The organism is Novosphingobium sp. KA1 (genome assembly GCF_017309955.1).
In the GTDB taxonomy this organism is placed as follows: domain Bacteria; phylum Pseudomonadota; class Alphaproteobacteria; order Sphingomonadales; family Sphingomonadaceae; genus Novosphingobium.
Map to the genome: position 1 here is coordinate 1,083,989 of NZ_CP021247.1, position 23,494 is coordinate 1,107,482.

Here is a 23,494-nt window from a genome sequence, read left to right on the forward strand (position 1 = left end):
GGAAAACGCGATGTGGCGCAAATCCTCAGCGGTACATACCGCCACGGCGTCACATCAGGCGAAGGCCCGCTGCGGCGCCTGCCGGGCGCCATCCAACTTCGCCCGCAGCACCGCGACTTCTGCACGATAGGCCGCGACCCCTGCCTCCTTGACCGGACCATAGCCCGCGATCAGCGAAGGCCTTGCCGCCAGTTCGATCGCAAGCGGCATGGTCACGACGCTCACTTTGGCGGCAATCTCGCGCACGAGATCACGGTACTCGCCGATCAGCGCACGCTCGGTGCGGCGTTCGGCAGTATGACCGAAGGGATCGAGCCAGGTGCCGCGCAGGCGCCTGGCCCTGGCAAGCAAGGCAAAGACCGGCAGGATCCAGCTGCCAAAGGCGATCTTGCGCGGGCGCCCGGTCTTGCGGTCCTTGCGCAAGGCCAGAAGCGGCGGGGCAAGGTGCAGCCTGAGGCGAAGCTTGCCATCGAACGTGTCCGCCAGCCCCGCGCGGAAGGCCGGTGCGCTGTAGAGGCGGGCCACTTCGTATTCGTCCTTGTAGCTCATCAGCCGGCCCAGCTGGCATGCGATCTCGCGCAGCAGAGGCTCACTCTGCGCCAGCCCCCGCGCCGCCAGCACGTCTGCAATTTCGTCAAGAAACCGGAGATAGTCCGCAGCGTGGGCCGCGTTCTGCCAATCGGTCAGCAGGCGTGCATAGCTGGCCGTCACGGCCGCCAGATCGCGGGGCGATTCGCTCACCCGGGGCGCCGCATCGGCGAGTGCGAACAGGTCCTCCCCGCCCGCTGCCGCCAGCCTTCCCAGCGACAGCGCGGCCAGGTTCGCGCCCACCGCCACACCGTTCAACCGCACCGCTTCCGCCACCGAGGCCAGTCGTACCGGCAGAAGCCCTTTCTGCGCGGCGAAACCCAGCATCATCAGGTTGGTGAAGATCGAATCCCCAAGGAGCCGCGTCGCCAGCGAACCGGCGCGCAGCGAGGCGATCATCGCCGGATCGACCCGCTTGCCGATGGCGCGCAGAAAGCGGCTGGCGGTAAGATCGAGATTGCGGTCACGCTGGAATTCGCCGGTCGGCACCACGTCCTCGTTCGCCAGCACCCGCGTATCGGGCCGCGCCAGCGACAGCACTTCGGGCGAGGAAGCCACGACCAGATCACACGCAACCACCAGGTCCGCCATGCCCGCCCCCAGTCTTGCGGAGGGGATCGCCGCAGCAGCGGTGCCGATACGGACATGGCTCGCCACCGCGCCGCCTTTTTGCGCCATGCCGGTCTGGTCCAGCACTTTGGCGGCCTTGCCCTCAAGCTGCGCCGCCATCGCCAGCACCGCGCCGACCGTCAGCACCCCCGTCCCGCCGATCCCCGCCACCACGATGGCCGAGGCCCCGCCCGGCATGGCCGCAACCGCCGGTTCGGGCAGGGCCGCCACCATGCGCGTGAGTGCAGCATCATCGATGCCGCGCTTTCTGAGCGAACCGCCCGCGACCTCGACAAAGCTCGGGCAAAAACCCTTGATGCAGGAAAAATCCTTGTTGCAGCTCGACTGGTCGACGGCCCGCTTGCGGCCGAACTCGGTCTCGACCGGCACGACCGAGAGGCAGTTCGACTGCACCGAACAGTCACCGCAGCCCTCACAGACCGCCGGGTTGATCCAGAGACGCTTGTCGGGATCGGGATAGGCCCCCTTCTTGCGGCGGCGGCGCTTCTCGTTGGCGCACGTCTGCTCGTAAACGAGGGCACTGGTTCCCGGCATTTCGCGCAAGCTGCGCTGCACCGCGTCCAGTTCGTCGCGGTGCAGCACCCGGGTTCCGGCGGGCAGGTCGGATGCAGCAAAGCGCGCCGGGTCCTCGCTCACCAGCACCACCGGATGGACACCCTCCACCACCAGTTCACGCACGATCTGCTCGGGACTGAGCGCGCCTTCGGCGGGCTGTCCGCCAGTCATGGCGACGGCATCGTTGTAGAGGATCTTGAAGGTCACCCGGCTCTTTGCCGCCACCGCCGCGCGGATCGTCAGCAGTCCGGAATGGGTATAAGTCCCATCGCCCAGGTTCTGGAACATGTGCGGTGTATCGACAAAATGCTGCGCGCCAATCCAAGGCATGCCTTCCTGCCCCATCGACACCGTCTGCATCGTACGGCGTTCCGGCATGTAATGGGCAAGGCCATGGCATCCGGTCGCCCCCATTGCCGCAGAACCTTCCGGGACCAGCGTCGAGGTATTGTGAGGACACCCCGAGCAGAAGAAGGCGGGGCGGATCGCGGTGCGTTCGAGCGCTGCGGCGGAGTCCTCCCGCACGCGCAGCATGGCATCGCGCGTGGCCAGATGAGGCTGCAGCATGCCGAGCGCCGTCATGCGCACCAGCAGCGCGCGGCGCACCGCCGAGGCATCAAGCACGCCCACTTGCGAGAGCAGCGCAGCGCCATCAGGCGCGGTCTTGCCCGAAAGCGCCGGGGCATCGGCACGGCCATAGAACAGGCGGGCGACCTGATCCTCGATGACGGGCCGCTTTTCCTCCACCACCATGACCTCGGCGCTGCCCCTGCAGGCCTGCCGCACAAACACGGCATCGAGCGGCCAGACAAGACCAAGCTTGACGACCCTGAGCCCCAGCGCCGCACATCCCTCCTCGTCCAGCCCCAGATCTGCCAGCGCCTGGCAGAGATCGAGCCAGGCCTTGCCCGCACTCACCACCGTCAGCCGCGCTCCGGATGCAGCATGACTGACGCGGTCGACCGGGTTGAGTGCGGTGAACATCGGCACGATCGGCAGCCGCCGCTCGATCACCGTGCGCTCCTGCTCCAACGCCGACATTGCAATGCGCAAGTTCGGCGAAGGTCCGGCGGCGATCTCCGGCAGGACGATCGGAAAGTCATGCCCAGGCAGCGTGACGGTCGTGGTCAGATCCAGCGTGTCGGTCACCGCCTTCATCGCCACATAGAGCCCGCTGGCCCGCGACAGCGCCCAGCCGAACTGGCCGAAGCTGAGAATCTCGTCGGTCGTCGCCGGGTAAAGCACCGGGACCATCGCCGTGATCAGCACGTGTTCGGACTGGTGGGCGGTCAGCGAGGACTTGGCCGCATGGTCGTCCCCGCAGAGCAGCAGCGCGCCGCCGCGGGGGTGCGTGCCTTCCAGGTTCGCCGCCTTGATCGCCTCGCCCGCACGCTCGACGCCGACGCCCTTCGCGTACCAGAGCGCAAAGACCCCATCGACATGGGGCTTGCCGTACCAACCCAGCTGCTGGGTGCCGCGCAGCGAGGTCGCTGCCAGTTCCTCGTTCAGGCCGGGCTCGAAACGCACGCGATGTTCGCTCAGCAGCTTTTCGCAGGCCCAGAGCTGCGCATCGAGCGTGGTGATCGGGGAGCCGCGATAGCCGGTGACATAGCCCGCCGTGTTGAGGCCCCGTGCACGGTCCCGTCGCGCTTGATCGATCAGCAGGCGCACCACGCCCTGCAGCGCCGCGAGCACCACCTGCCCATCGGCCTGCCTGTACTTGTCTTCCAGCGTAACGACCGTCCTGGTCACTTGAATCCCCGGCTGTCCTGTTCTTTCTCGCGGCCTTCCAGATGGCGCGCGGGGGTGCAAGCAGGGAGCGCACGGTGCGCAGTCGGGGTCAATTGGGGGTGCGGTTGGGGGCGAGGATAGGACTCAGGCAGGGGAGCCCGTCACGGATGGTTTGAGCGCGACAAAGACATTTTGCGGGCCCGGGGAATCCCCTGAGCTTGTCGAACGGCACCGGCACCTTTCCCTGCCCTTCACGCCGACTGGCGCAGTGCCTCGACCAGCCTTGGCACATCCGCCAGTGCGCGCAGGGCGTCGTTGAGGTGGGTGCAGCCTTCCGGGCCACGCAGCATTTCAAGCACATCCTCGCGAACCTGGCCAAGGTTACGCCCGACAAGGCGCGCAACGTTACGAACCGCACCGGGACACTCACGGAACGGGAGAATCCGCGCTTCGGGCTCGAGGGCCAGCACTTCCAGTGTTTCCGCATCGACGGTCGCGCCAAGGTTGTATTCATGGATGGCGACGCGGCCGCCGTCGCGCAGCCTAGCGCTGTCCTGAAAGGCAGAGGCGATACGGATCAGGCCGCCGTTCCCTCCGCTCCTGTCCAGCGTCACATCGATGCGACGAGCGCGGCGAAACCCGGGGCCATCGTGTTCAAGAAACGCGTGCCAGCCTTCAGGATCGGCCGGATTGCGCAGATGCCCGGCGTCCGCGTCCGTCACGTTTTCCAGCGCCGCGCCTCCGGTAACCCCGCTGTTGCCCTCGGTAAGCCCCCAACAGACATTGACGCGCTGGGCCAGCACCGGGTTGTCCTCGCCGCTCCCGCCCAGCCGCTTCTTGAGCAGTTCCATCCGCTCGGGAAACCATTGGCCCCAGGCAAACGACGAAACCAGCGCGGTGCCCGAAAGGTCGTCGAGCACGAGGTAGAGCGGATCAGCCCGGACAATCAGTTCGGGCATGATCTCGCGCAGCGCCATGCGCAAGTGCCCGCCCGCCCGCGCGCCGACAAGCTGACCGATGCTCGTCGGCGCAGGCTCGGCGGCAATCCGGGTGATCGTCTTGTCCTCGCTCATCCGCAGCGAGAATTCGCCCGTGGCGAGCGTGCAGCCGTGCCCGTCCGGCCCGGTCAGATAATCGCGCGCGCGGCCGACAAAGAGGCGCTGCCCATCCACGCCATCGGGCCAGGCGACATCTATGCTGGAAGTACGGCGCAGCGAGTTCGCCGAGCGCAGCGGAGCGGGATTGGCGGTCTGGCGCGGCGGCGGCGGGTAATGAACCGTCATGGTGGCATCCTGCGATTGTGTTTTCGCCGGTCAGCCTGACACCTTCACCAGCAGCTTGCCTAGATGGGTGTTGCCAGAAAACACCCCGGCGAAAGCCCCGGCGGCAGCACCCAGCCCTTCGACCTCGGCTTCAGGACAACGGATGCGCCCGTCGCCCATCGGCCTTGTCCGGCGCGACAACGGCACATTCGCGCCAGCCGGTGCGGTCATCAACAAGCCTCCCCACCACGTAATTGGGGTGATTGGAGCCGACGACTTCGCTGACCGTCAGCCCGTATATGACCTCGCCGAGGTGAACTTGGGTCACACCGGAGAGGCGCTTTTCGTCGAGGGCGAAGCGGATGAGCGGATGCACGCGAATGCCCCAATCCGCGATCTCGATAGCCTGCTCCAGCTGTCCAAGGGAAAGCCCGGTGATCCGCGCGGCGACGCTCTCTTCGGACGGACCGAGCACCTTGAACGCCGAGCCCTGCCGGGCCACGAACGCGCCGTCAATGAAACCTGCGTCATCCTGCGGCCCACTCCGAGATAATTCACTTTTGCGAATTTCTTTTCGAAAAAAGACTGTCGGCGCAAATGGGCCGCGTCAATCGCGAGGGCGCTGGCTGGAACCGGACGGCCCGCCGGCGGTTGCCTCGCTATCCCGTGCTGCCTATCTCCGCGGCAGCCCGCAGCCTCAGGAATGTGGCGCGCACGCAACCAGCAAGGACCTGCACGACCATGGCTTTCACCGATTTTCTCCGTCAGCAGTGCTACATCGACGGCCAGTGGTGCGATGCCGATAGCGGGGCGACGTTCGAAGTGACCGACCCCGGCTCCGGCGCGGTGCTGGGCACGGTGCCGAAGATGGGTGCGGACGAGACGGGTCGCGCCATCGAGGCTGCCGAGCGCGCGCTTCCCGCATGGCGCGCCAGGACCGCGGGCGAACGCTCGAAACTGATGCGCAGGCTGTTCGACCTGATGATCCAGCATCAGGACGACCTCGGCGAACTGCTCACCCGCGAACAGGGCAAGCCGCTGGCCGAAGGGCGCGGCGAGATCGCCTATGGCGCCAGCTTCATCGAATGGTTCGCCGAAGAGGCCAAGCGCGCTTATGGCGACACCATCCCGGGCCATGCGGCAGACCGCCGCATCGTCGTCATCAAGCAGGGTGTCGGCGTCGTTGCCGCGATCACGCCCTGGAACTTCCCCAATGCGATGATCACCCGCAAGCTCGGCCCCGCGCTGGCGGCGGGCTGCACGATCGTCATCAAGCCCGCTTCGGCCACGCCTTATTCCGCGCTCGCCATCGCGCATCTGTGCGAACTGGCGGGCATTCCGGCGGGCGTCGTCAATGTCGTGACCGGCAGCGCCGGGCAGATCGGCTCGGCGCTGACGCAGAGCCCCAAGGTCGCCAAGCTGACCTTCACCGGCTCCACCGAGATCGGCCGCGACCTGCTGCGCGAATGCGCCGAGACGATCAAGAAGACCTCGATGGAACTGGGCGGGAATGCGCCGTTCCTGGTGTTCGACGATGCCGATGTCGATGCCGCGATCGATGGGGCGATGATCTCCAAGTTCCGCAACGGCGGCCAGACGTGCGTGTGCACCAACCGCTTCTACGTGCAGGACGGCGTCTACGACGCATTCGTCGAGAAGCTGGCCAAGCGCGTCTCGGCCATGAAAGTCGGCTACGGCATGGACGCGGGCACCGAAGTCGGCCCGCTGATCGACGAGAAGGCGGTCGAGAAGGTCGAGGAGCACCTTCAGGACGCCATCGCCGGAGGGGCCAAGGTACTGGCGGGCGGCCAGCGCAACGAACGCGGCGGCTCGTTCTTCAACCCCACCGTGGTGGCGGGCGTGAAGCCGGACATGAAGCTGGCGCGCGAGGAGACTTTCGGGCCGCTGGCGGGCGTGATCCGCTTCACCGACGAAGCCGATGCCATCCGCATGGCCAACGATACCGAGTTCGGCCTGGCGAGCTACTTCTACGCCCGCGACCTCAGCCGCGTCTGGCGGGTGGCCGAAGCGCTGGAGGCAGGCATGGTGGGCATCAACACCGGGCTGATCTCCACCGAAGTGGCGCCGTTCGGCGGGGTCAAGCAGTCCGGCCTCGGGCGTGAGGGTTCGCACTACGGCCTCGATGACTACATGGAGGTGAAATACCTCTGCATGGGTATCAAGCCGGCTTGAAGAACGAAGGATAAAGCAGGGGAGCATAGCCCCACTGCCCCCCCCAGATACCGTCTAGGTCACGCGGGCCAACAGCGTTGTGCGCCCATGGCTGCGTCGGAAGACGCATTGGCTGCGCCGCAAGGAGCGCACTACGGATAGGCGAGGCCCAACGAAGACGCTTTGCGGGTCTGGGGGATCATCCCCCAGAATCCTTCTCTTTCTTCTCTTCCCCTACGCCCCCGCGAAATTTGAACAAACGTTCAAACTCACTCTTCCCGTCAAGCCCCCTTTCCGTTTAGCCCTGTTCCCAACGAGGCGCGCCATGCGCCGCATGGGAGAAAGCAATGTCCTACAAGGTTGCCATCGTCACTGGCGCCGCCGCCGGGATCGGCGCGGCATGCGCGAAGCGGTTGGCGAAGGAAGGGGTAGCCGTGGGCGTGCTCGACCTCGATGCCGAGCGCTGCGCCGATACCGTCAAGGCCATTCGCGAAGGCGGCGGCACCGCCATCGCGCTGGGCGCGGACGTCTCCAGCCGCTCATCCGTCAAGGCCGCCGTGGAGCAGGTGCGCGAGGCGCTGGGCCCGGTCTCGATCCTGGTCAACAACGCCGGCGTCACCGATTTCACCCCGTTCGAGGAACTGACCGACGAGCGCTGGGACTTCATCTACGCCGTCAACGTGCGCGGCCTGTTCATCATGACGCAGGAATGCCTGCCCGACATGAAGAACGCCGGCTGGGGCCGCATCGTCAACATCTCGTCCTCCAGCGCGCAGACCGGTGCAGTGAACATGATCCCCTATTCGTCCTCGAAGGGCGCCGTGGTGACCATGACCCGCTCGATGGCGCAGGAATTCGGACCCTACGGCATCACCGTGAACAACATCCCGCCTGGGTCGGTGATGGGCACGATCATGTCCGAGGCCAATCGCGAGCGTTTCCAGGTCCCCACCGAAGTGCTGATCCAGGCCATCCCGGTGCGCCGCATGGGCGAGCCCGACGACATCGCCAATGCCTGCGCCTGGCTCTGCGACGAACGCAGCCAGTACGTCACCGGGCAGACCATCGGCGTCAACGGCGGCCGCGTGGTGAGCTGATCCCGGCCTTCACCGTACTGAGGAGAATCAGCTCTCGGGCCCATGGAAAAGGGCCGGCGGATCGCTCCACCGGCCCTTCCTTCACATGGGGTGTGAACTTGTAGTGGCTCAGGCCTTCGCGGCCTTGTCCGCCTCGTAGCGCTCGATCGCCTCGATCACGATCTGGCGGGCTTCCTCAGCGCCGCCCCAGGTGCCGATGCGCACCCACTTTTCGGCCTCGAGGTCCTTGTAGTGGGTAAAGAAGTGTTCGATCTGGCTGAACACGATCGGGGGCAGGTCGCCCTTTTCCGACACGTCCGAGTAGTACGGGAAAGTCTTGTCATCGGGCACGCAGACCAGCTTCTCGTCGCCGCCGTGCTCGTCTTCCAGGTTCAGCACCGCGATCGGGCGCACGCGCACCACCGAGCCGGGCACGAAGGGCGAGCGGGCAACGACCAGTGCGTCGAGCGGGTCGCCATCGGGCGAGAGGGTGTGCGGCACGAAGCCGTAGTTGGCCGGATAGCGCATCGGCGTGTGCAGGATGCGATCCACGAACAGCGCGCCCGAATCCTTGTCGAATTCGTACTTTACCGGCTCACCGCCAACGGGAACCTCGATGATGACGTTCAGGCTCTCCGGCGGGTTCTTGCCGACAGGGATCATGTCGATGCGCATGTTGGTCCTTTTCAACGGGCACGATTTGAGCGGCGTCACAGAACGCGCGCCGCGTAGAACTTTGACGGCGGGGCTTAGCGGTACGGTTAATTCATCGCAACCGCCTTCTCGCACGTGCAATGGAAGGATCGCGGCTCCGCTGCGGCCGCGATACACGACATTGGTCGGACTTGCCTCGGCCATGTCCACGGTCCAGACGAGCCGTTTGGTCCTTTACGGTCACAAAAACGGGGCCGGACTGTGAAGTCCGGCCCCGCTCGCAATCATGCCAGATGCAGGCTTACCTGGTGCGCGGCGCCAGCAGGCGGTCGAGCCCGTTGGCCTTGCCCGGCGTGGTGCTTTCCAGCCAGGGGAACCGCAGGCCGCCGTGGTAATCGACGGCGACGGTGTTGAAAGCATCGCCACGCTTCACGAGCAGGCTGATCGGCTCCTTTGCCGACTTGGCCGCGGTGATCGCGTCCTTGATCGCTTCGCCGCTGTAGGCCTTGCCGTTCACCGCCACGACCTTCACGCCGCCAACGAGACCGGCGTTGTAGCCCACGCTATCCCACACCGAAGCGGTGACGGTGCCCTCGTTGTCGAGCGACACGCCCAGCGAATAGCTGAGGTCGAGCGACTTGCGCGAATCGCCGATGCCCTTTTCGTAGCCGTTCTGCGTATCCTTCCAGACCAGCTTGTAACCGGCCATCTCGATACCCTTGGTGGGCGCGGGCTGATTGGTGTCGTAAATGCGGGTCTTGAGGAAAGTGGCCCAGTCATAGGGGTAGACACCGTTCAGCGTCTTCACGACTTCGTCGAAATCGTAGGTCAGTTCGCCCCAGTCGCCGTCACGCACGCCGAAGAAGGCCTTGGCGAAGTCGTCGAGCCCCTTTGCGCCCTTCGTGCCCTGACGGATGATCTGGTCCGCTTCGAGCCAGGTCAGCGCGCCTTCGACGTAATAGTCCTCGTTGCGGGTGACAGAGCTGTACGGCAGCGGACGGCGCATGTTGAGGATCGGCGCATGCGTGGTGTCTTCCACCGAACGCCAGCCGCGGCCCGGCGTCGCCTCGGCATAGCGCGCGACGGCGCCGGCCAGCGTGTCGAGGATGGTCTGCTTGGACTGCACACCCGAGCGCGCGGCGAGGATATAGCCCCAGAACTGGGTCTGGCCTTCGTAGACCCAGAGCAGCGTGTTCTGCATCGGCTGCTGGTAGTCCGGCGTCCACAGGTCGGCGGGGCGGCGGTACTTGCCGTTCCAGCTATGCGTGAACTCGTGCGGGATCACGTTGCGATCCCATTCCATCTTGTCCCAGTCGGTCCAGACCTTGGGCTCCATCTGGTTCTCGCTCGAACGGTGATGTTCGAGGCCGATGCCGCCCATGCGGTCGGTCAGGCCCAGCAGGAAGTCGTAGTGGTCGAAGTGGCGCGCGCCGAAGGTGAACAAGGCCTGCGAGACGAGATTGCGGTAGGTCTCCATGTTCTCGGGCTTGATGCCGAGCAGCTTGGGCTCATCCGCGACCACGTCCATGCTGACGCCGTGGCCGAGATCCCAGCGCTGCGCGTACTTGCCTGCAAAGATCGGCGAATCGACGAGACGTTCGTAGTCGATCGGGTTCCACGTCACCGTGTCGCCCTGCTGGCTCTTGCCGTCGAGCGCGGTGTAGACGGTCCAGCCCGCCGGGAACTTCACGGTCGGCTTGTAGGTGATGCCGCGGGTGTAATAGCCCGCCGGGTAGAGGCTCATCTTTTCCCACTGCAGGTTCAGCATTTCCTGCGTCATGCTGATGCGGCCTTCCCTCGACTGCACCGGCGAAGTGTGGACGAACTGCGCGGTGACCATCGTCGTGCCCGCGGGCAGCGCGAGATGGAAGGCATTCACGGCAACGGTGTCACGCTCCCACTTGATCTCCTTGCCATCGGCAAAGAAGTGGATCTGCGCCAGCAGCGCGAAAGGACCGGTGGGCGAGTGGTTGCCGGGCAGCCAGCTCGGCTGGATCAGAGTGAGCTTGGTGGTGCCGGGCGCGACCGGAACCTGCTGGGTCACGCGGTAGACGCCGTGCACCGTGTCGGTGGCATCGATGTCGAGCGCGATGGTGCCCGCATAGGGCTTGTCCTGCGCTGCGGGCAGCGGCGCGGGCAACGCGGGCGCCATCGGCGTCGTGCGCGTATTCGACTCCTGGGCCGATGCAAGCGCCGGAGTGGAGACGGAAAGAAGGGCGAGGAGCGTGACGACCGCGTTACGATATTTCATTTCGGCATTCTTTGCGGCTGTTGCCGGGTTTGGCAACCATCCAATTCACGCAGGCGCGCTGGCCCCGAGGTCGGGGCAATTTTCGATCATTCCCGACAGACATGATGCACGGCCATGACCGGGAGCGCACCGCAGCCACTTTCCCCGCCGACGCAATCGGGCTAAGCGCGCGCGTTATGAGCACGACATCGACCAAAACGCCTCAGGCGATCCGCGGAACCCAGGATATCTTCGGCCCCGACGCCGAGGCGTTCGCACATGTCGTCGAAACCTTCGAACGTGTCCGCAAGCTGTATCGCTTCCGCCGCGCCGAGATGCCGGTCTTCGAAAAGACCGAAGTGTTCTCGCGCTCGATCGGCGAAACCACCGACGTCGTCTCCAAGGAAATGTACTCGTTCGAGGACCGCGGCGGCGAATCGCTGACCCTGCGCCCCGAATTCACCGCCGGCATCGCCCGCGCCTACCTCACCAATGGCTGGAAGCAGTTCGCGCCGGTCAAGATCGCCACGCACGGCCCGCTGTTCCGCTACGAGCGCCCGCAGAAGGGCCGCTATCGCCAGTTCCACCAGATCGACGCCGAACTGATCGGTTCGCCCGAGCCGATTGCCGATGTGGAACTGCTGGTCATGGCCGACCAGTTGCTCAAGGAACTGGGCATTTCGGACGGGGTGACGCTGCAGCTCAACACCCTGGGCGATGCCGAGAGCCGCGACGCCTGGCGCGCCGCGCTGGTCGAATACTTCCGTGCCCACAAAGCCGAGCTTTCGGAAGATTCGCAGGATCGGCTGGAGCGCAATCCGCTGCGCATCCTCGATTCCAAGGACCCGCGCGACAAGGTCTTTGTCAGCGATGCCCCGAAGATCGACGACTTCCTCTCGGGCGAGGCGCAGGACTTCTTCGCGGCGGTCACGGCCGGCCTCGATGCCGCCGGTGTCGCCTACGAGCGTGCGCCCTCGCTGGTGCGCGGGCTCGACTATTATCGCCACACCGCCTTCGAATTCGTCACCACCCGCCTCGGCGCGCAGGGCACTGTCCTTGGCGGCGGCCGTTATGATGGGCTCATGGAAAGCCTCGGCGGCCCCGCCACCCCGGCGGTGGGCTGGGCGGCAGGGATCGAGCGCCTGTCGATGCTCGTCGCCGATGCCGGCGTACTGGTCGAAGCGCCGCTGACCGTGGTTCTCGCAGTCGAGGACGACGCCGCGCTGGCCTATGCCCAGAAAGTCATCACCGCACTGCGCTTCCAGGGCCTCGACGCCGAGATGGTCGCCACCGGATCGGCCCGCAAGCGCTTCGACAAGGCCGTGAAGATGGGCGCCAAGGTGCTCGTCTCGTTCGGCAGCAAGGACGGCGCCCCCGTCGCCAACTTGCGTGCGGCCGAGCCGACCGCCGAGTATCTCGCGGTCGAGCAGGTTCTCCAGTCGGTCCATCCGTGAGCATATCCGACACCCGTCTGGCGCAGATCGCCGCGCGTTTCTCCGAGCTTGAGGCACGCCTTGCCTCTGGAACGCTGGAAGGCGACGCCTTTGTCACCGCCAGTCGCGACTATGCCGAGCTGGAACCGGTGGCGCGTGTCGCCGCCGAAGTCGTGTCGATGCGCGGCGAACTGGACATGCTCCAGACGCTGGAAGACCCGGACCCCGACATGCGCGCACTGGCCGAAGAGGAGGTGCTCCGCCTCAAGGCCGACCTGCCCGAGGCCGAGCGCCAGCTCGCCGTGGCCATGCTGCCGCGCGATGCGGCCGACGTGCGCCCGGCCATGCTGGAAATCCGCGCCGGCACCGGCGGTGACGAGGCCGCGCTGTTCGCCGCCGATCTCTACCGGATGTACGAACGCTATGCCGCCGAGCAAGGCTGGCGGGTCGAGATGATCAGCGTCAACGCCAACGACCTCGGCGGCTTCAAGGAAGTCGTCGCCAACGTCGCGGGCGCGGGCGTCTTTGCCAAGCTGAAGTTCGAGAGCGGCGTCCACCGCGTACAGCGGGTGCCGGTCACCGAATCGGGCGGGCGCATCCACACCTCGGCGGCCACCGTGGCGGTGCTGCCCGAACCCAGCGAAGTCGATGTGCAGATCGAGGACAAGGACCTCAAGATCGACATCTTCCGCGCATCGGGCGCGGGCGGCCAGCACGTCAACACCACCGATTCGGCCGTGCGCATCACCCACTTGCCGACCAACCTCGTGGTGATCTGCCAGGACGAGCGCAGCCAGCACAAGAACAAGGCCAAGGCCATGCAGGTCCTGCGCGCGCGCCTCTACGAGAAGATGCGCGAGGAAGCCCACGGCGCCGAGGCCGAGGCCCGCAAGGCCATGGTCGGCTCGGGCGACCGCTCGGAGCGCATCCGCACCTACAATTTCCCGCAAGGTCGCGTCACCGATCACCGCATCAACCTGACCCTGCACCGCCTCCCCGAGATTCTCGAAGGCCCTGGCCTGGCCGAACTGGTCGATGCCCTGATCGCCGAGGACGAGGCCAAGCGCCTTGCCGCCATGGATGCCTGACCGGACTGTCGGCGAAGCGATCCGCGAGGCGGCGGAACGCCTCTGCGCAACCAGCGATACCGCCCGGCTCGACGCAGAAGTGCTGATGGCCCATGCGCTGGGCTGCTCGCGCTCTGCGATGCTGCTGGCGCGCATGCGTGATCCCGCGCCGGCGGGTTTCGCGGCGCTGGTGGAGCGCCGCGGGAAGCATGAACCGGTCTCCTATATCACCGGCCATCAGGAATTCTTCGGAATGCCCTTCATGGTCAGCCCCGAAGTGCTGATCCCGCGCGGCGATTCCGAAGTTCTGGTCGAAACCGCGCTCGCGGTCCCTCCACGGGCAGGAATCGAGGCCCGCAGGGTGCTCGACTGCGGCACCGGGTCCGGCGCCCTCTTGCTGGCAGTGCTCGCCAACCTGCCCCGGGCTACCGGAGTCGGCATTGACAGCTCGCCCGGTGCCCGTGCCGTCGCTGCCGCCAATGCGCAGGCGCTGGGCCTGGCCGACCGCGCCCGCATCGCCGAGGCCGACTGGCACAGCCCCTGCTGGGACGAGCCGCTCGGCGGCCCGTTCGACCTTGTTCTGGCCAATCCACCCTATGTCGAGACGACCGTCACCCTCGATCGCTCGGTCGCCGCGTTCGAGCCGGCCAGCGCGCTCTATGCCGGTGAGGAAGGCCTAGACGACTACCGGGTACTGGTGCCGCAACTGCCCCGGCTGCTGGCTCCGGGCGGAGTCGCGCTGGTCGAGATCGGCTATCGCCAGGCCGAGTCGGTTGCCGCGATCGGACAAGAAGCAGGCCTTTCCAGTCGCTTGCATCGCGACCTTGGAAATCGTCCACGCGTGCTCGAGTTTTCAACAATTGCGTAAGATTCCTCTTGGAATCCCGCTCCGGAATGCCTAAGGATTAACGCGAAGCGGCACATGGATGGAATTTCCCATGCGGACGCTTCATCTCCATCATTTGCATGACCGTCGCGGCGAAAACGCGCTACGACTCGGCAACGATGGAGATCACGGCACTCGGGGGCGATCCGTGATCATGTGACGTGTGGCAGATCGGCCCGAAAGGATCCGGCCGATGCCCTGGGTTTTGAGGAAATAAATCCTTGAATAATAATCGTGGTAACAACCGTCGGCGCGGCCGCGGTAACAATCGCCAGCAGGGCGGCCAGCAGACCAACCGGATCGACAGCAGGGCTCGCGGCAACGCTCCGCAGCTGCTGGAGAAGTACAAGAAGCTGGCCCATGACGCGCATCTCAACGGGGACCGTGTGACGGAGGAATACTACCTCCAGTTCGCAGACCACTATTTCCGCGTGATCGCCGACCAGAAGCAGCGTCAGGACGAGGCTCGCCAGCCCCGCCGCGACGACCGCTCGCCTGATTATTCGGACGATTATGGCGACGATTACGGCGACTACGACGCCGTGCCCGAACGCAGCCAGGAACGTCAGGAACGTCCCGAGCGCCAGGAACGTCCCGAGCGCCAGGAACGAGCCGAGCGTCAGGACCGTTCTGAACGCGGCTATGACCGTCAGGAGCGCCAGCCGCGCCACGAACGCGCACCCCGCGTCGAAGCGCCGGCCGACGAATTTGCCGAATCCGAGGCCGCAGCCGAGAGCGACCAGGTCGAAGCCGACGGCAACCGTTCGGTCTACGAACCGGCCGAAAACCCCTTCGTGCGCGACGCCCGCAGCAACCGTGGCCTGAAGCCGCGCAAGCCGCGCCGCGATCGTCACGAGGACGCCGACGGCGCCGAGACGGCACCTGCCGCCCAAGCCGCACCGACCGAGGCCGTCCTCGACCCCGCCTCGCTTCCGCCCGCCATCTCCGCCAAACCGGAGAAGAAGGAAAAGAAGCCTGCCGCCGCCGCGCCCGTCGACGAAGCGACCGGCGAGGAAAAGCCCCGCCGTCGCCGCACCCGCAAGGCCGCTCCGCCAGCCGACGAAGCCGGTGACAGCACGCTGGAGGCAGTGAACTCCTAAGAACGGGCCGCAAGCCCGTAATCGCAACGGCCCGCATACCGCCTCTCGAGGCAGTATGCGGGCCGTTTCGTTTCCAGCTTCCCGCTTGCGTCTCGAAAGGCTTGCCGACATAGCCGCGCAGGACGATTCCTTTGCCCCGCGAGGCCCTGCCGTGACATCCGCGCCGTGAAATCCGAACCGGCCCTTCCCGGCCGCACCGTCCTGTCCCGGCACCCCCGCCTTGCCAGCGGCGCCCTAGCCATTCTCGCCGGCGCCGCAGCAGCCTGCGGATTCCAGCCGCTCTCGCTCTGGCCGCTAACGCTCATCGGCGTGGCGGTCCTGCTCGAACTCGTCGCCCGCGCACCGGGCTGGCAGCGAACGTTCCTGATCGGCTGGTGCTTCGGGCTCGGCCACTTCACGCTCGGCAACAACTGGATCGCGACGGCCTTCACCTATCAGGCCAACATGCCGGCATGGCTGGGCATGGTCGCAGTGGTGCTGCTTTCGCTCTACCTTGCGATCTATCCCGCGCTGGCCGCACTCGGTGGCTGGCTGGTGCTGCACCGAGCCCGCCAGCCAGGCGGCCCCGCCGTGTTCGCAGCGCTAGCCCTGGCCACGGCGGGGTGCTGGATCGTCGCGGAATGGCTGCGAGCCTGGGTCTTCACCGGATTTGCCTGGAACCCGCTCGGCATCGCCCTGCTCGGGGGTTTCGAGACCCGCGGACTGGCACTGGCGGCGCCCTGGATCGGCACTTATGGCCTTTCCGGCCTGCTGGTGCTGCTCGCCGCCCTGCCCGGACTGTGCCTGCGGCTGAGCCAAGCCGCGCCGCCAAAGCGCCAACGCGCCCGGCGTTGGGCCTGGGCGCTGCCGATGCTGGCGATCTACGCCGCGCTGACCGCAGTGATGCTCCTGCCCGACCCCTGGGCCCAGCGCGAGGAAGGCGCCGTACGCTTCACCCTCGTCCAGCCCGACATCCGCCAGGAATTCATCGACGATCCGCGCAATTTCGAGACCAATTTCATCACCCTCGCCCGCCTCTCGCTGCCGCGGCGCCCGGGCGAGAAGCGCCTGGTGTTCTGGCCGGAATCAGGCCTTGGCGACTATGTCCGCGACGGCTATCCGCCCTACCTCTACCGCATCTATACCTATGCCGGCGACCCGGTACTCGCCCGCCGTCGGATCGGCCGGGTGATCGGCCCCTACGGGCTGCTGATGACCGGCGCCGTCGACGTGGTGATGAAGGACGAGGAGGAAATCGCGGCCCGCAATTCGGTCAGCGCGATCGATGGCGACGGCAACCTCATCGCCTCCTATTCCAAGGCCCACCTCGTGCCTTACGGCGAATACCTCGCGCTGCGCTGGCTGCTGGAGCCGCTGGGCGCGACCCGCCTCGTCCCCGGTGCGCTGGACTTCCTGCCCGGCCCCGGCCCCCGGACGATCGACTTCGGCGACTGGGGCAAGGCAGGGGTACAGATCTGCTACGAGATCGTCTTCAGCGGCGAAGTGGTCGATCCGCGCCTGCGCCCGGACTACATCTTCAATCCGTCGAACGACGGCTGGTTCGGCGCCTGGGGCCCGCCGCAGCATCTGGCGCAGGCCCGCCTGCGCGCGATCGAGGAAGGCCTGCCGGTCATGCGCTCCACCACCACCGGCATCAGCGCGGTGATCGATGCCAACGGCATCGTGCGTGCCCATGTGCCCTGGCACCAGGCCGGACGGCTCGACGGACTGATCCCGCCATCCCATCATCCCACCCTTTTCGCACGCTGGGGCAACCTGCTGCCGCTTGCATTTGCCGCACTTCTGCTGGTGATTGCGGTTTCTGGCATTGCGCTCCGCCGCCGGGGGGAGTAGACGCGGACCCACATAAAGATTTCTTTATATGTGGTGTCCCGATGCGCAATAACTACGTCTTCACCTCCGAGAGCGTCTCCGAAGGTCATCCCGACAAGGTTTCGGACCAGATTTCCGATGCCATCGTCGACCTGTTCCTGTCGAAGGACCCGGAAGCACGCGTCGCGTGCGAAACGCTCACCACCACCCAGCGCGTCGTGCTGGCTGGCGAAGTGCGCGGCAAGGGCATGATCGATACCGCCGGCCACTGGGAACAGGGCGCGCAGGAGGAAATCCAGACCGTGGTGCGCGAGACCGTGAAGCGCATCGGCTACGAACAGGCCGGTTTCCACTGGCAGGACCTCGTCTTCGAGAACCATCTGCACCCGCAGAGTGCGGACATCGCCCAGGGCGTCGATTCGAGCGGCAACAAGGATGAAGGCGCCGGCGACCAGGGCATCATGTTCGGCTTCGCCTGCGACGAGACGCCGGACCTCATGCCCGCCACGCTCGACTACAGCCACAAGATCCTCGAACGCCTCGCCGCCGACCGTCACTCGGGCGCCGCGCCTTTCCTCGAACCCGACGCCAAGAGCCAGGTCACCCTGCGCTTCGAGAACGGCGTGCCGGTCGAAGCGACTGCCATCGTCGTGTCGACCCAGCACAAGCCCGGTTACCACGAAGGCACCAAGGACGCCGAACTCAAGGCCTACGTGAAGAAGGTCGTGAGCGAGCTTCTGCCCGACGGTTTCGTGACCGAGGCCACCAAGTTCCACATCAACCCGACCGGCAAGTTCGAGATCGGCGGCCCTGACGGCGACGCCGGCCTGACCGGCCGCAAGATCATCGTCGACACCTACGGCGGCGCTTCGCCGCACGGCGGCGGCGCCTTCTCGGGCAAGGATCCCACCAAGGTCGACCGTTCGGCGGCCTACGTCACCCGCTACCTCGCCAAGAACGTGGTCGCGGCCGGCCTTGCCAAGCGTTGCACGATCCAGGTCTCCTACGCCATCGGCGTGTCCGAGCCGCTTTCGCTCTACGTCGACACCCATGGCACCGGCACCGTTGCGGACGCCGACCTCGAAGTGGCGATTGCCAAGGTCGCGGCCGACAAGCTCGGCGGCCTGACCCCGCGCGGCATTCGCGTCGGCCTCGGCCTCAACAAGCCGATCTACGGCCCGACCGCCGCCTATGGTCACTTCGGCCGCAAGCCCGAGGGCGACCTGTTCCCCTGGGAGCGCACCGACCTGGTCGAGGACCTCAAGGCCGCGCTGGCGACTGCCGTCGCCTGAACGCGCCTCAAGGCCTGAAGAATTGAAGGGGCGAGGCCGCAAGGCCTCGCCCCTTTTCTGCGTTTTGCGCTCCATCGATCCATCTCGACCGTAATCGCGCTTCAAACCCAGACATGGAACGCCTATAGGGAGCGCCATGTCTTCCGTACGTCCCTGGCGCGACATCGAGCGCCGCAAGAGCCGCCAGATCATGGTCGGCAATGTCCCCGTCGGCGGCGATGCCCCGATCACGGTCCAGACCATGACGAACACGCTGACGTCCGACGCCAAGGCGACGATCGACCAGATCCGCCGCTGCGAGGATGCCGGCGCCGACCTCATCCGCGTTTCCTGCCCGGACGTGGAAAGCACCGCGGCGATGAAGGAGATCGTACGCGCCGCCCGCGTGCCGCTGATCGCCGACATCCATTTCCACTACAAGCGCGCGCTCGAAGCCGCCGATGCCGGTGCCGCCTGCCTGCGCATCAACCCCGGCAACATCGGCTCGAACGACCGCGTCGCCGAAGTGGTGCGCGCAGCCAAGGCCAACGGCTGTGCGATCCGCATCGGCGTCAACGCCGGGAGCCTCGAGAAGGACCTGCTCGAAAAGTACGGCGAGCCTTGCCCAGAGGCGCTGGTCGAATCCGCGCTAGACCATATCAAGCTGCTGCAGGACCACGATTTCCACGAATACAAGGTGGCCGTGAAGGCCAGCGACGTGTTCCTCGCCGTCGCCGCCTACCAGGGGCTGGCCGAGGCGGTGGACTGCCCGCTGCACCTCGGCATCACCGAAGCGGGCGGGCTCATCGGCGGTACCGTCAAGTCCTCGATCGGCATGGGCATGCTGCTGTGGTCCGGCATCGGCGACACCCTGCGTGTCTCGCTCTCGGCCGAGCCGGAAGAGGAAGTGCGTGTCGGTTTCGAGATGCTGAAGGCCCTCGGCCTGCGCACGCGCGGCGTGCGTGTTGTCTCCTGCCCCAGTTGCGCTCGCCAGGGCTTCGACGTGATCCGCACGGTGGAAGCGCTGGAAGACCGTCTCCAGCACATCAAGACGCCGCTTTCGCTCTCGGTGCTCGGCTGCGTCGTGAACGGGCCGGGAGAGGCGCGCGAGACCGACATCGGCCTGACCGGAGGCGGCAACGGCAAGCACATGGTCTACCTTTCGGGGGTGACCGACCATGTCGTGCAATCGGAAGACATGCTCGACCATATCGTCAAGCTGGTCGAGGCCAAGGCCGCCGAGATCGAAGCCGCCAATGCCGCGGCGGAGGCCCAGGCCGCCGAATGAGCCGCCTCAAGCGCGAACTCGGCGGGCTGGGCGCGACGCTGCGCGATTCGGTGCGGCTCTGGGCGCTTGCCCCGCTGGTTCCGCTCATCGCGGTGCTGCCGGAACTGGCGCAGCATGCCGTCGAGATCCGTCTGGGCATGTTCGCCAGCCAGGAGGCTTTCACCAGCCTGGCGCTGGATCCGCAGCGCCTGGCGTTCGGCGGGGTCAAGATCGCCGCGCTAGTGCTGGCGGTGCTCGCGGGCGCGCGGTTCTGGGCCAATCGTGCCGCCGGTCTGCGCGGCTGGAGCCTTGCCGGGATTGCCTGGAAGCAGGTCCTGCTGGGGCTCGGCGTCCAGATAGTCGCCTCGCTTCCGGCCTTGCTCGATCTGCGCGTGGCGCCGGTGGTTCAGCTGACGATGAGCCTGGTGCTCACGCTCGCCAGTCTGCCGGGGCTGGTGCTGATGGTTGGCGGACTGCTGGGTGATCGCGAGACCGGGCTGCTGGCGATCTACCGCAGCGGCTGGACCAAGGCCCTGCGGATCCTGCTCCACATCGGCCCGGTCTGGCTGCTGCTGCAGGTGCTGCACCGCGCCGACCATATTGCCGCGCTGGACCGCCCGATCTGGCTGGTCTGGCTGCTCATGCTGCTCGATGCGCTGGTGGTGGGGCAGATGGCATCGCTTGCCGCCACCGGTCTCCACCACGGCTACCGCGGCGAAGACGCCTGCACGGAATCGTTAAACCTTTACGCCTAGGGTCAGACCCCATGCGTTCGGGCCCTCTTTTCCTGCTGGTTGCCGCACTGGGCGGCGTGGCCTGGCTCGCCCCGCACCTCGATGCGGGAACCGGCTCCGCTCCATCAGGCCCTGCCTCGGTCACCCCCGGTGATGAAGGCCGCACCCGGACGGCATGGCTGGCCGGAGAGATCGAACTACCCCGCGCCGCCGACGGCCACTTCTACGCCGATGCCAGCGTCGAGCAGCACAGCACCCATTTCCTGATCGATACCGGAGCCTCCCTCGTGGTGCTGACTGGCAGCGATGCCCGTGCCGTCGGACTGAGCTGGAGCGATAATGACGTCGCCCCGATCGGACGCGGCGCCACAGGCCCCGTCTACGGCGTGCCGGTCAGACTCTCCCGCGTCGAACTGGGCGGCATGACGGCGCGCGACGTGCCGGCGGCCATCATCCCCGAAGGGCTCGACGTCTCGCTGCTCGGCCAGTCGTTCCTCTCGCAAATAGGGGATGTCCGGATAGAGGGTCAGCGCATGACGCTCGGCAGCCCCAAACCCTGAGGGCTCAGACCGCCCCGTCCCATGGTCCGGTCCCAAATCCCGCAAGACCATACCAGACCACAAAAGCCGTCATCACGGCAGCCGAGAGGTAAGAGGCCCGGACGACTTTTGATACAGGGGAGTCCATGAGCGTATGGCCTTGCGGGAACGGGGGGTACCCCCTCTATCGCCCGTTCCGCCGCGCGAGGCCATGTCGCCGGTCGGCGTGCGTCAGCCGCCAGTCGAGACGCCTGTTCCCTGTATCGCCTTGCGCCCGACGGTCGAGGTGAAGGCCGGGATCGCGATCCGACCGTCGCGCGGCGCGATCGGCGTGCGGATCGTGCTGACCTCGAAATCGGGCGGCAACCCGGCATTGACGAGATCGTAAGGCGAAATTCGCGTGCGGGTGCAAAGCCCCCCGTTACCGTCGTTGACCAGGCTCTTCTCGAAGGCCACCCCCAGTTGCTCGCCGATCGTGCGCCGCACCGTCGCCACCTCCAACTGGCCCTCGCCGAAATAGAGCACGAAGCGCGTGCCCACCGGAACGTCCTCCAGCCCGTCGATCAGCGCGCCGGTGGCCGAGAGATTGCGCAGCACGGCCGGATAGTAATGATCCTCGTGGATCGCGCCGATCCAGCGGAACATCGAAATACGCTCGCCGCGCTGGCGGGCAGGTCCGCTCGGCACGATGCCCCAGTGCGGCTGGGCGGCGGCAGCGAGGAATTCCGCTGCCGGCATCGCCTGGGCATAGACAAAGCCCTGAACATGACTGACGCCGAGTTCGCGCATCATCGCCAGCTGATCGAGCGTCTCGATGCCCTCGGCGGTGGTTTCCATGCCGATGGCCTTGGCCATGGCGACGATCGCGCTGATCAGTGCCTTGTTGCGTGTGCCCGCCTCGGCGGTGCCGCGCACGAAGCTCTGGTCGATCTTGATCTTGTCGAAGGGAGCCGTACGCAAGTAGCCGAGCGAGGAATAGCCGGTGCCGAAATCGTCGAGGGCAAGCCGCACCCCCAGTGCCTTGAGCGTGTGGAAGCGGGCATCGGTATCCGCCCCTTCGGCCAGGAACACGCCTTCGGTGATCTCCAGCTCGAGGCGCTCCGCCGCCAACCCCGAGGCCGCCAGCGCGCTTGCCACCACCGCGGGGAACCCCGGATCGGTGAACTGGCGCGGCGAGACGTTCACCGCCACGCGCAAGTCCCCCGGCCACTGCGCCGCATCCTGGCAGGCCTGGCGCAGCGCCCATTCGCCGATCTGGCAGATCATCGGCGATTCCTCGGCGATGGGGATGAACTGGGCCGGGCTGATCACCCCTTTGCCGGGGTGGTTCCAGCGCATCAACGCCTCGGCGCCGGAAACCGCATCGCTGCCCGCCGCGACGATCGGCTGGTAATGAAGTTCCAGTTCGCCGCGAGCCAGCGCATCGTGGAGGTGTTCCTCCAGCATCCGGCGGTCTTCCGCCGCCGTCAGCAGATCGCGTGAGAAGAAGCGGAACCGCCCTCGCCCACCGTGCTTGGCGGCATAGAGCGCAAGATCGGCGTTGCGCACCAGTTCATCAACATCCTGGCCGTCGAACGGGGCCACGGCAATACCCACCGAGGCGCCGATGATGCAGCGATTGCCCTCCACCGAATAGGGCTGCGAAAGCATGGCGATAATCCGCTCGGCGAGATTACCGAGATCGCCCCGATCCTCGACATCGGGGACTAGGATCTGGAATTCGTCGCCGCCGAGCCGGCAGATCCGCTCGGCCTGGCCGACGATCGTCACCAGACGATCGGCAACCTGCCGCAGCAGGGCATCGCCGGTCGAATGGCCCAGTGTATCGTTGACTTGCTTGAAACGGTCCAGATCGATCAGCAGCGTCGCACAGGGGCGTTCCTGCACGCGGTAGGCCGAGAGCGTGCGTTCCAGCGCCCGCGCCATCTCGCGCCGATTGATCAGCCCGGTCAGCGGATCGTGCATCGCATCGCGCGAGTTCTCCTCGGCGACCCGGCGTTCGTCGGTGATCTCCGCGCAGAGCCCGCAGAAGCCCTCGAACCCGCCGCCTGGCCCGAACTGTGCCTCGCCCGACAGCTGCCACCAGCGGCGCTGACCGCCATCACCAGTGCAGACGGTCAGCTTCTCGAAACGCGAGCGGCGCGAAAGCACGAAGCGCAGACTGCGTCCCGATCCGGCACCGTCATCGCGCGTATCAAAAACATCGGTCAGCGGCTGGCCAAGCACGGCATCGGGCGAGGGCAGCCGGACGAGCGCCTTGTCCGACAGATAGCGGATCGCGCCCTGCGCGTCGGATGCCCAGAAGCCGATACCGTCGATGCCTTCCACCGCCCGGCAGAAGCTCTGCGCTTCTTCCGCTCCCAGCAGCGGGGCCTGCCGGGACGCCGCGCGCGCGGCCAACCTGTCTGAACGTCCGAAATTCCAGGCCATCGACCCTGTCCTGCCAGCATCTCAGGACAAGTGCTTAGTCGCTCGAAGGTTACTTTC

At 66.4% G+C, this 23,494-nt stretch carries 17 protein-coding genes; 11 read left to right on the forward strand and 6 right to left on the reverse strand.

The genetic code is table 11. The features are described from left to right. Positions 1 to 54 precede the first annotated feature (54 nt). The 3 genes from CA833_RS05455 to CA833_RS05465 form a co-directional block, all read right to left on the reverse strand. The gene (locus CA833_RS05455) at positions 55 to 3,525 is read right to left on the reverse strand and encodes an indolepyruvate ferredoxin oxidoreductase family protein (protein WP_207079470.1); all 3,471 of its coding nucleotides are present in this window, start codon (positions 3,523 to 3,525) and stop codon (positions 55 to 57) included. Between the two features lie 230 nt (positions 3,526 to 3,755). Then, positions 3,756 to 4,787 (reverse strand): DUF2889 domain-containing protein, encoded by a 1,032-nt coding sequence (locus CA833_RS05460; protein WP_207079471.1) that lies wholly within the window; start codon positions 4,785 to 4,787, stop codon positions 3,756 to 3,758. Positions 4,788 to 4,917: 130 nt separating this feature from the next. Beyond that, the gene (locus CA833_RS05465) at positions 4,918 to 5,268 is read right to left on the reverse strand and encodes a hypothetical protein (RefSeq protein ID WP_207079472.1); all 351 of its coding nucleotides are present in this window, start codon (positions 5,266 to 5,268) and stop codon (positions 4,918 to 4,920) included. A 239-nt stretch (positions 5,269 to 5,507) separates the two neighbouring features. On the opposite strand from CA833_RS05465, the gene CA833_RS05470 reads away from it, so the two are divergent. Continuing rightward, positions 5,508 to 6,959, forward strand: a complete 1,452-nt coding sequence (locus CA833_RS05470; protein WP_142637076.1) for an NAD-dependent succinate-semialdehyde dehydrogenase — start codon at positions 5,508 to 5,510, stop codon at positions 6,957 to 6,959. 326 nt (positions 6,960 to 7,285) lie between these two features. Further along, complete coding sequence (locus CA833_RS05475; protein ID WP_142637074.1) at positions 7,286 to 8,035, forward strand: SDR family NAD(P)-dependent oxidoreductase; 750 nt, start codon at positions 7,286 to 7,288, stop codon at positions 8,033 to 8,035. A 108-nt stretch (positions 8,036 to 8,143) separates the two neighbouring features. Here CA833_RS05475 and ppa read toward each other — a convergent pair whose 3' ends face one another. Together ppa and CA833_RS05485 are read right to left on the reverse strand one after the other, a co-directional pair. Next, positions 8,144 to 8,689 (reverse strand): inorganic diphosphatase, encoded by a 546-nt coding sequence (gene ppa, locus CA833_RS05480; protein WP_142637072.1) that lies wholly within the window; start codon positions 8,687 to 8,689, stop codon positions 8,144 to 8,146. 280 nt (positions 8,690 to 8,969) lie between these two features. Continuing rightward, entirely contained in the window at positions 8,970 to 10,919 is a 1,950-nt protein-coding gene (locus CA833_RS05485; RefSeq protein WP_142637070.1) for a M61 family metallopeptidase, read from the reverse strand. A 176-nt stretch (positions 10,920 to 11,095) separates the two neighbouring features. Between CA833_RS05485 and hisS the strand changes: the two genes are divergently transcribed. The 9 genes from hisS to CA833_RS05530 all read left to right on the forward strand — a co-directional run bounded on the left by hisS (position 11,096) and on the right by CA833_RS05530 (position 21,028). Then, positions 11,096 to 12,352, forward strand: a complete 1,257-nt coding sequence (hisS, locus tag CA833_RS05490; protein ID WP_207079473.1) for a histidine--tRNA ligase — start codon at positions 11,096 to 11,098, stop codon at positions 12,350 to 12,352. Beyond that, entirely contained in the window at positions 12,349 to 13,419 is a 1,071-nt protein-coding gene (prfA, locus tag CA833_RS05495) for a peptide chain release factor 1 (RefSeq protein ID WP_207079474.1), read from the forward strand. Before hisS ends, prfA begins: the two co-directional genes overlap by 4 nt. Then, on the forward strand, positions 13,412 to 14,266 hold the full coding sequence (gene prmC / locus CA833_RS05500; RefSeq protein ID WP_207079475.1) for a peptide chain release factor N(5)-glutamine methyltransferase: 855 nt from the start codon (positions 13,412 to 13,414) through the stop codon (positions 14,264 to 14,266). The genes prfA and prmC overlap by 8 nt, the downstream gene beginning before the upstream one ends. 239 nt (positions 14,267 to 14,505) lie before the next feature. Continuing rightward, complete coding sequence (locus CA833_RS05505; RefSeq protein ID WP_207079476.1) at positions 14,506 to 15,384, forward strand: DUF4167 domain-containing protein; 879 nt, start codon at positions 14,506 to 14,508, stop codon at positions 15,382 to 15,384. 165 nt (positions 15,385 to 15,549) lie between these two features. Then, a complete protein-coding gene (gene lnt / locus CA833_RS05510; RefSeq protein ID WP_242526283.1) occupies positions 15,550 to 17,217 on the forward strand; it encodes an apolipoprotein N-acyltransferase in 1,668 nt (555 codons plus the stop codon). Positions 17,218 to 17,258: 41 nt separating this feature from the next. Further along, positions 17,259 to 18,488: a methionine adenosyltransferase gene (gene metK, locus CA833_RS05515; protein ID WP_207079477.1), complete on the forward strand. Its 1,230-nt coding sequence runs from the start codon at positions 17,259 to 17,261 to the stop codon at positions 18,486 to 18,488. Positions 18,489 to 18,624: 136 nt separating this feature from the next. After that, the gene (gene ispG, locus CA833_RS05520) at positions 18,625 to 19,755 is read left to right on the forward strand and encodes a flavodoxin-dependent (E)-4-hydroxy-3-methylbut-2-enyl-diphosphate synthase (RefSeq protein ID WP_207079478.1); all 1,131 of its coding nucleotides are present in this window, start codon (positions 18,625 to 18,627) and stop codon (positions 19,753 to 19,755) included. Beyond that, positions 19,752 to 20,489, forward strand: a complete 738-nt coding sequence (locus CA833_RS05525) for a hypothetical protein (RefSeq protein WP_207079479.1) — start codon at positions 19,752 to 19,754, stop codon at positions 20,487 to 20,489. The genes ispG and CA833_RS05525 overlap by 4 nt, the downstream gene beginning before the upstream one ends. A gap of 11 nt (positions 20,490 to 20,500) precedes the next feature. Then, positions 20,501 to 21,028, forward strand: coding sequence for a TIGR02281 family clan AA aspartic protease (locus CA833_RS05530; RefSeq protein ID WP_207079480.1), 528 nt, complete (start codon positions 20,501 to 20,503; stop codon positions 21,026 to 21,028). Positions 21,029 to 21,238: 210 nt separating this feature from the next. On the opposite strand, the gene CA833_RS05535 is transcribed toward CA833_RS05530, so the two are convergent. Continuing rightward, positions 21,239 to 23,437 carry a bifunctional diguanylate cyclase/phosphodiesterase gene (locus tag CA833_RS05535; RefSeq protein ID WP_207079481.1) on the reverse strand — a complete coding sequence of 733 codons (2,199 nt, stop codon included), beginning with the start codon at positions 23,435 to 23,437 and terminating at the stop codon, positions 21,239 to 21,241. Positions 23,438 to 23,494 lie beyond the last annotated feature (57 nt).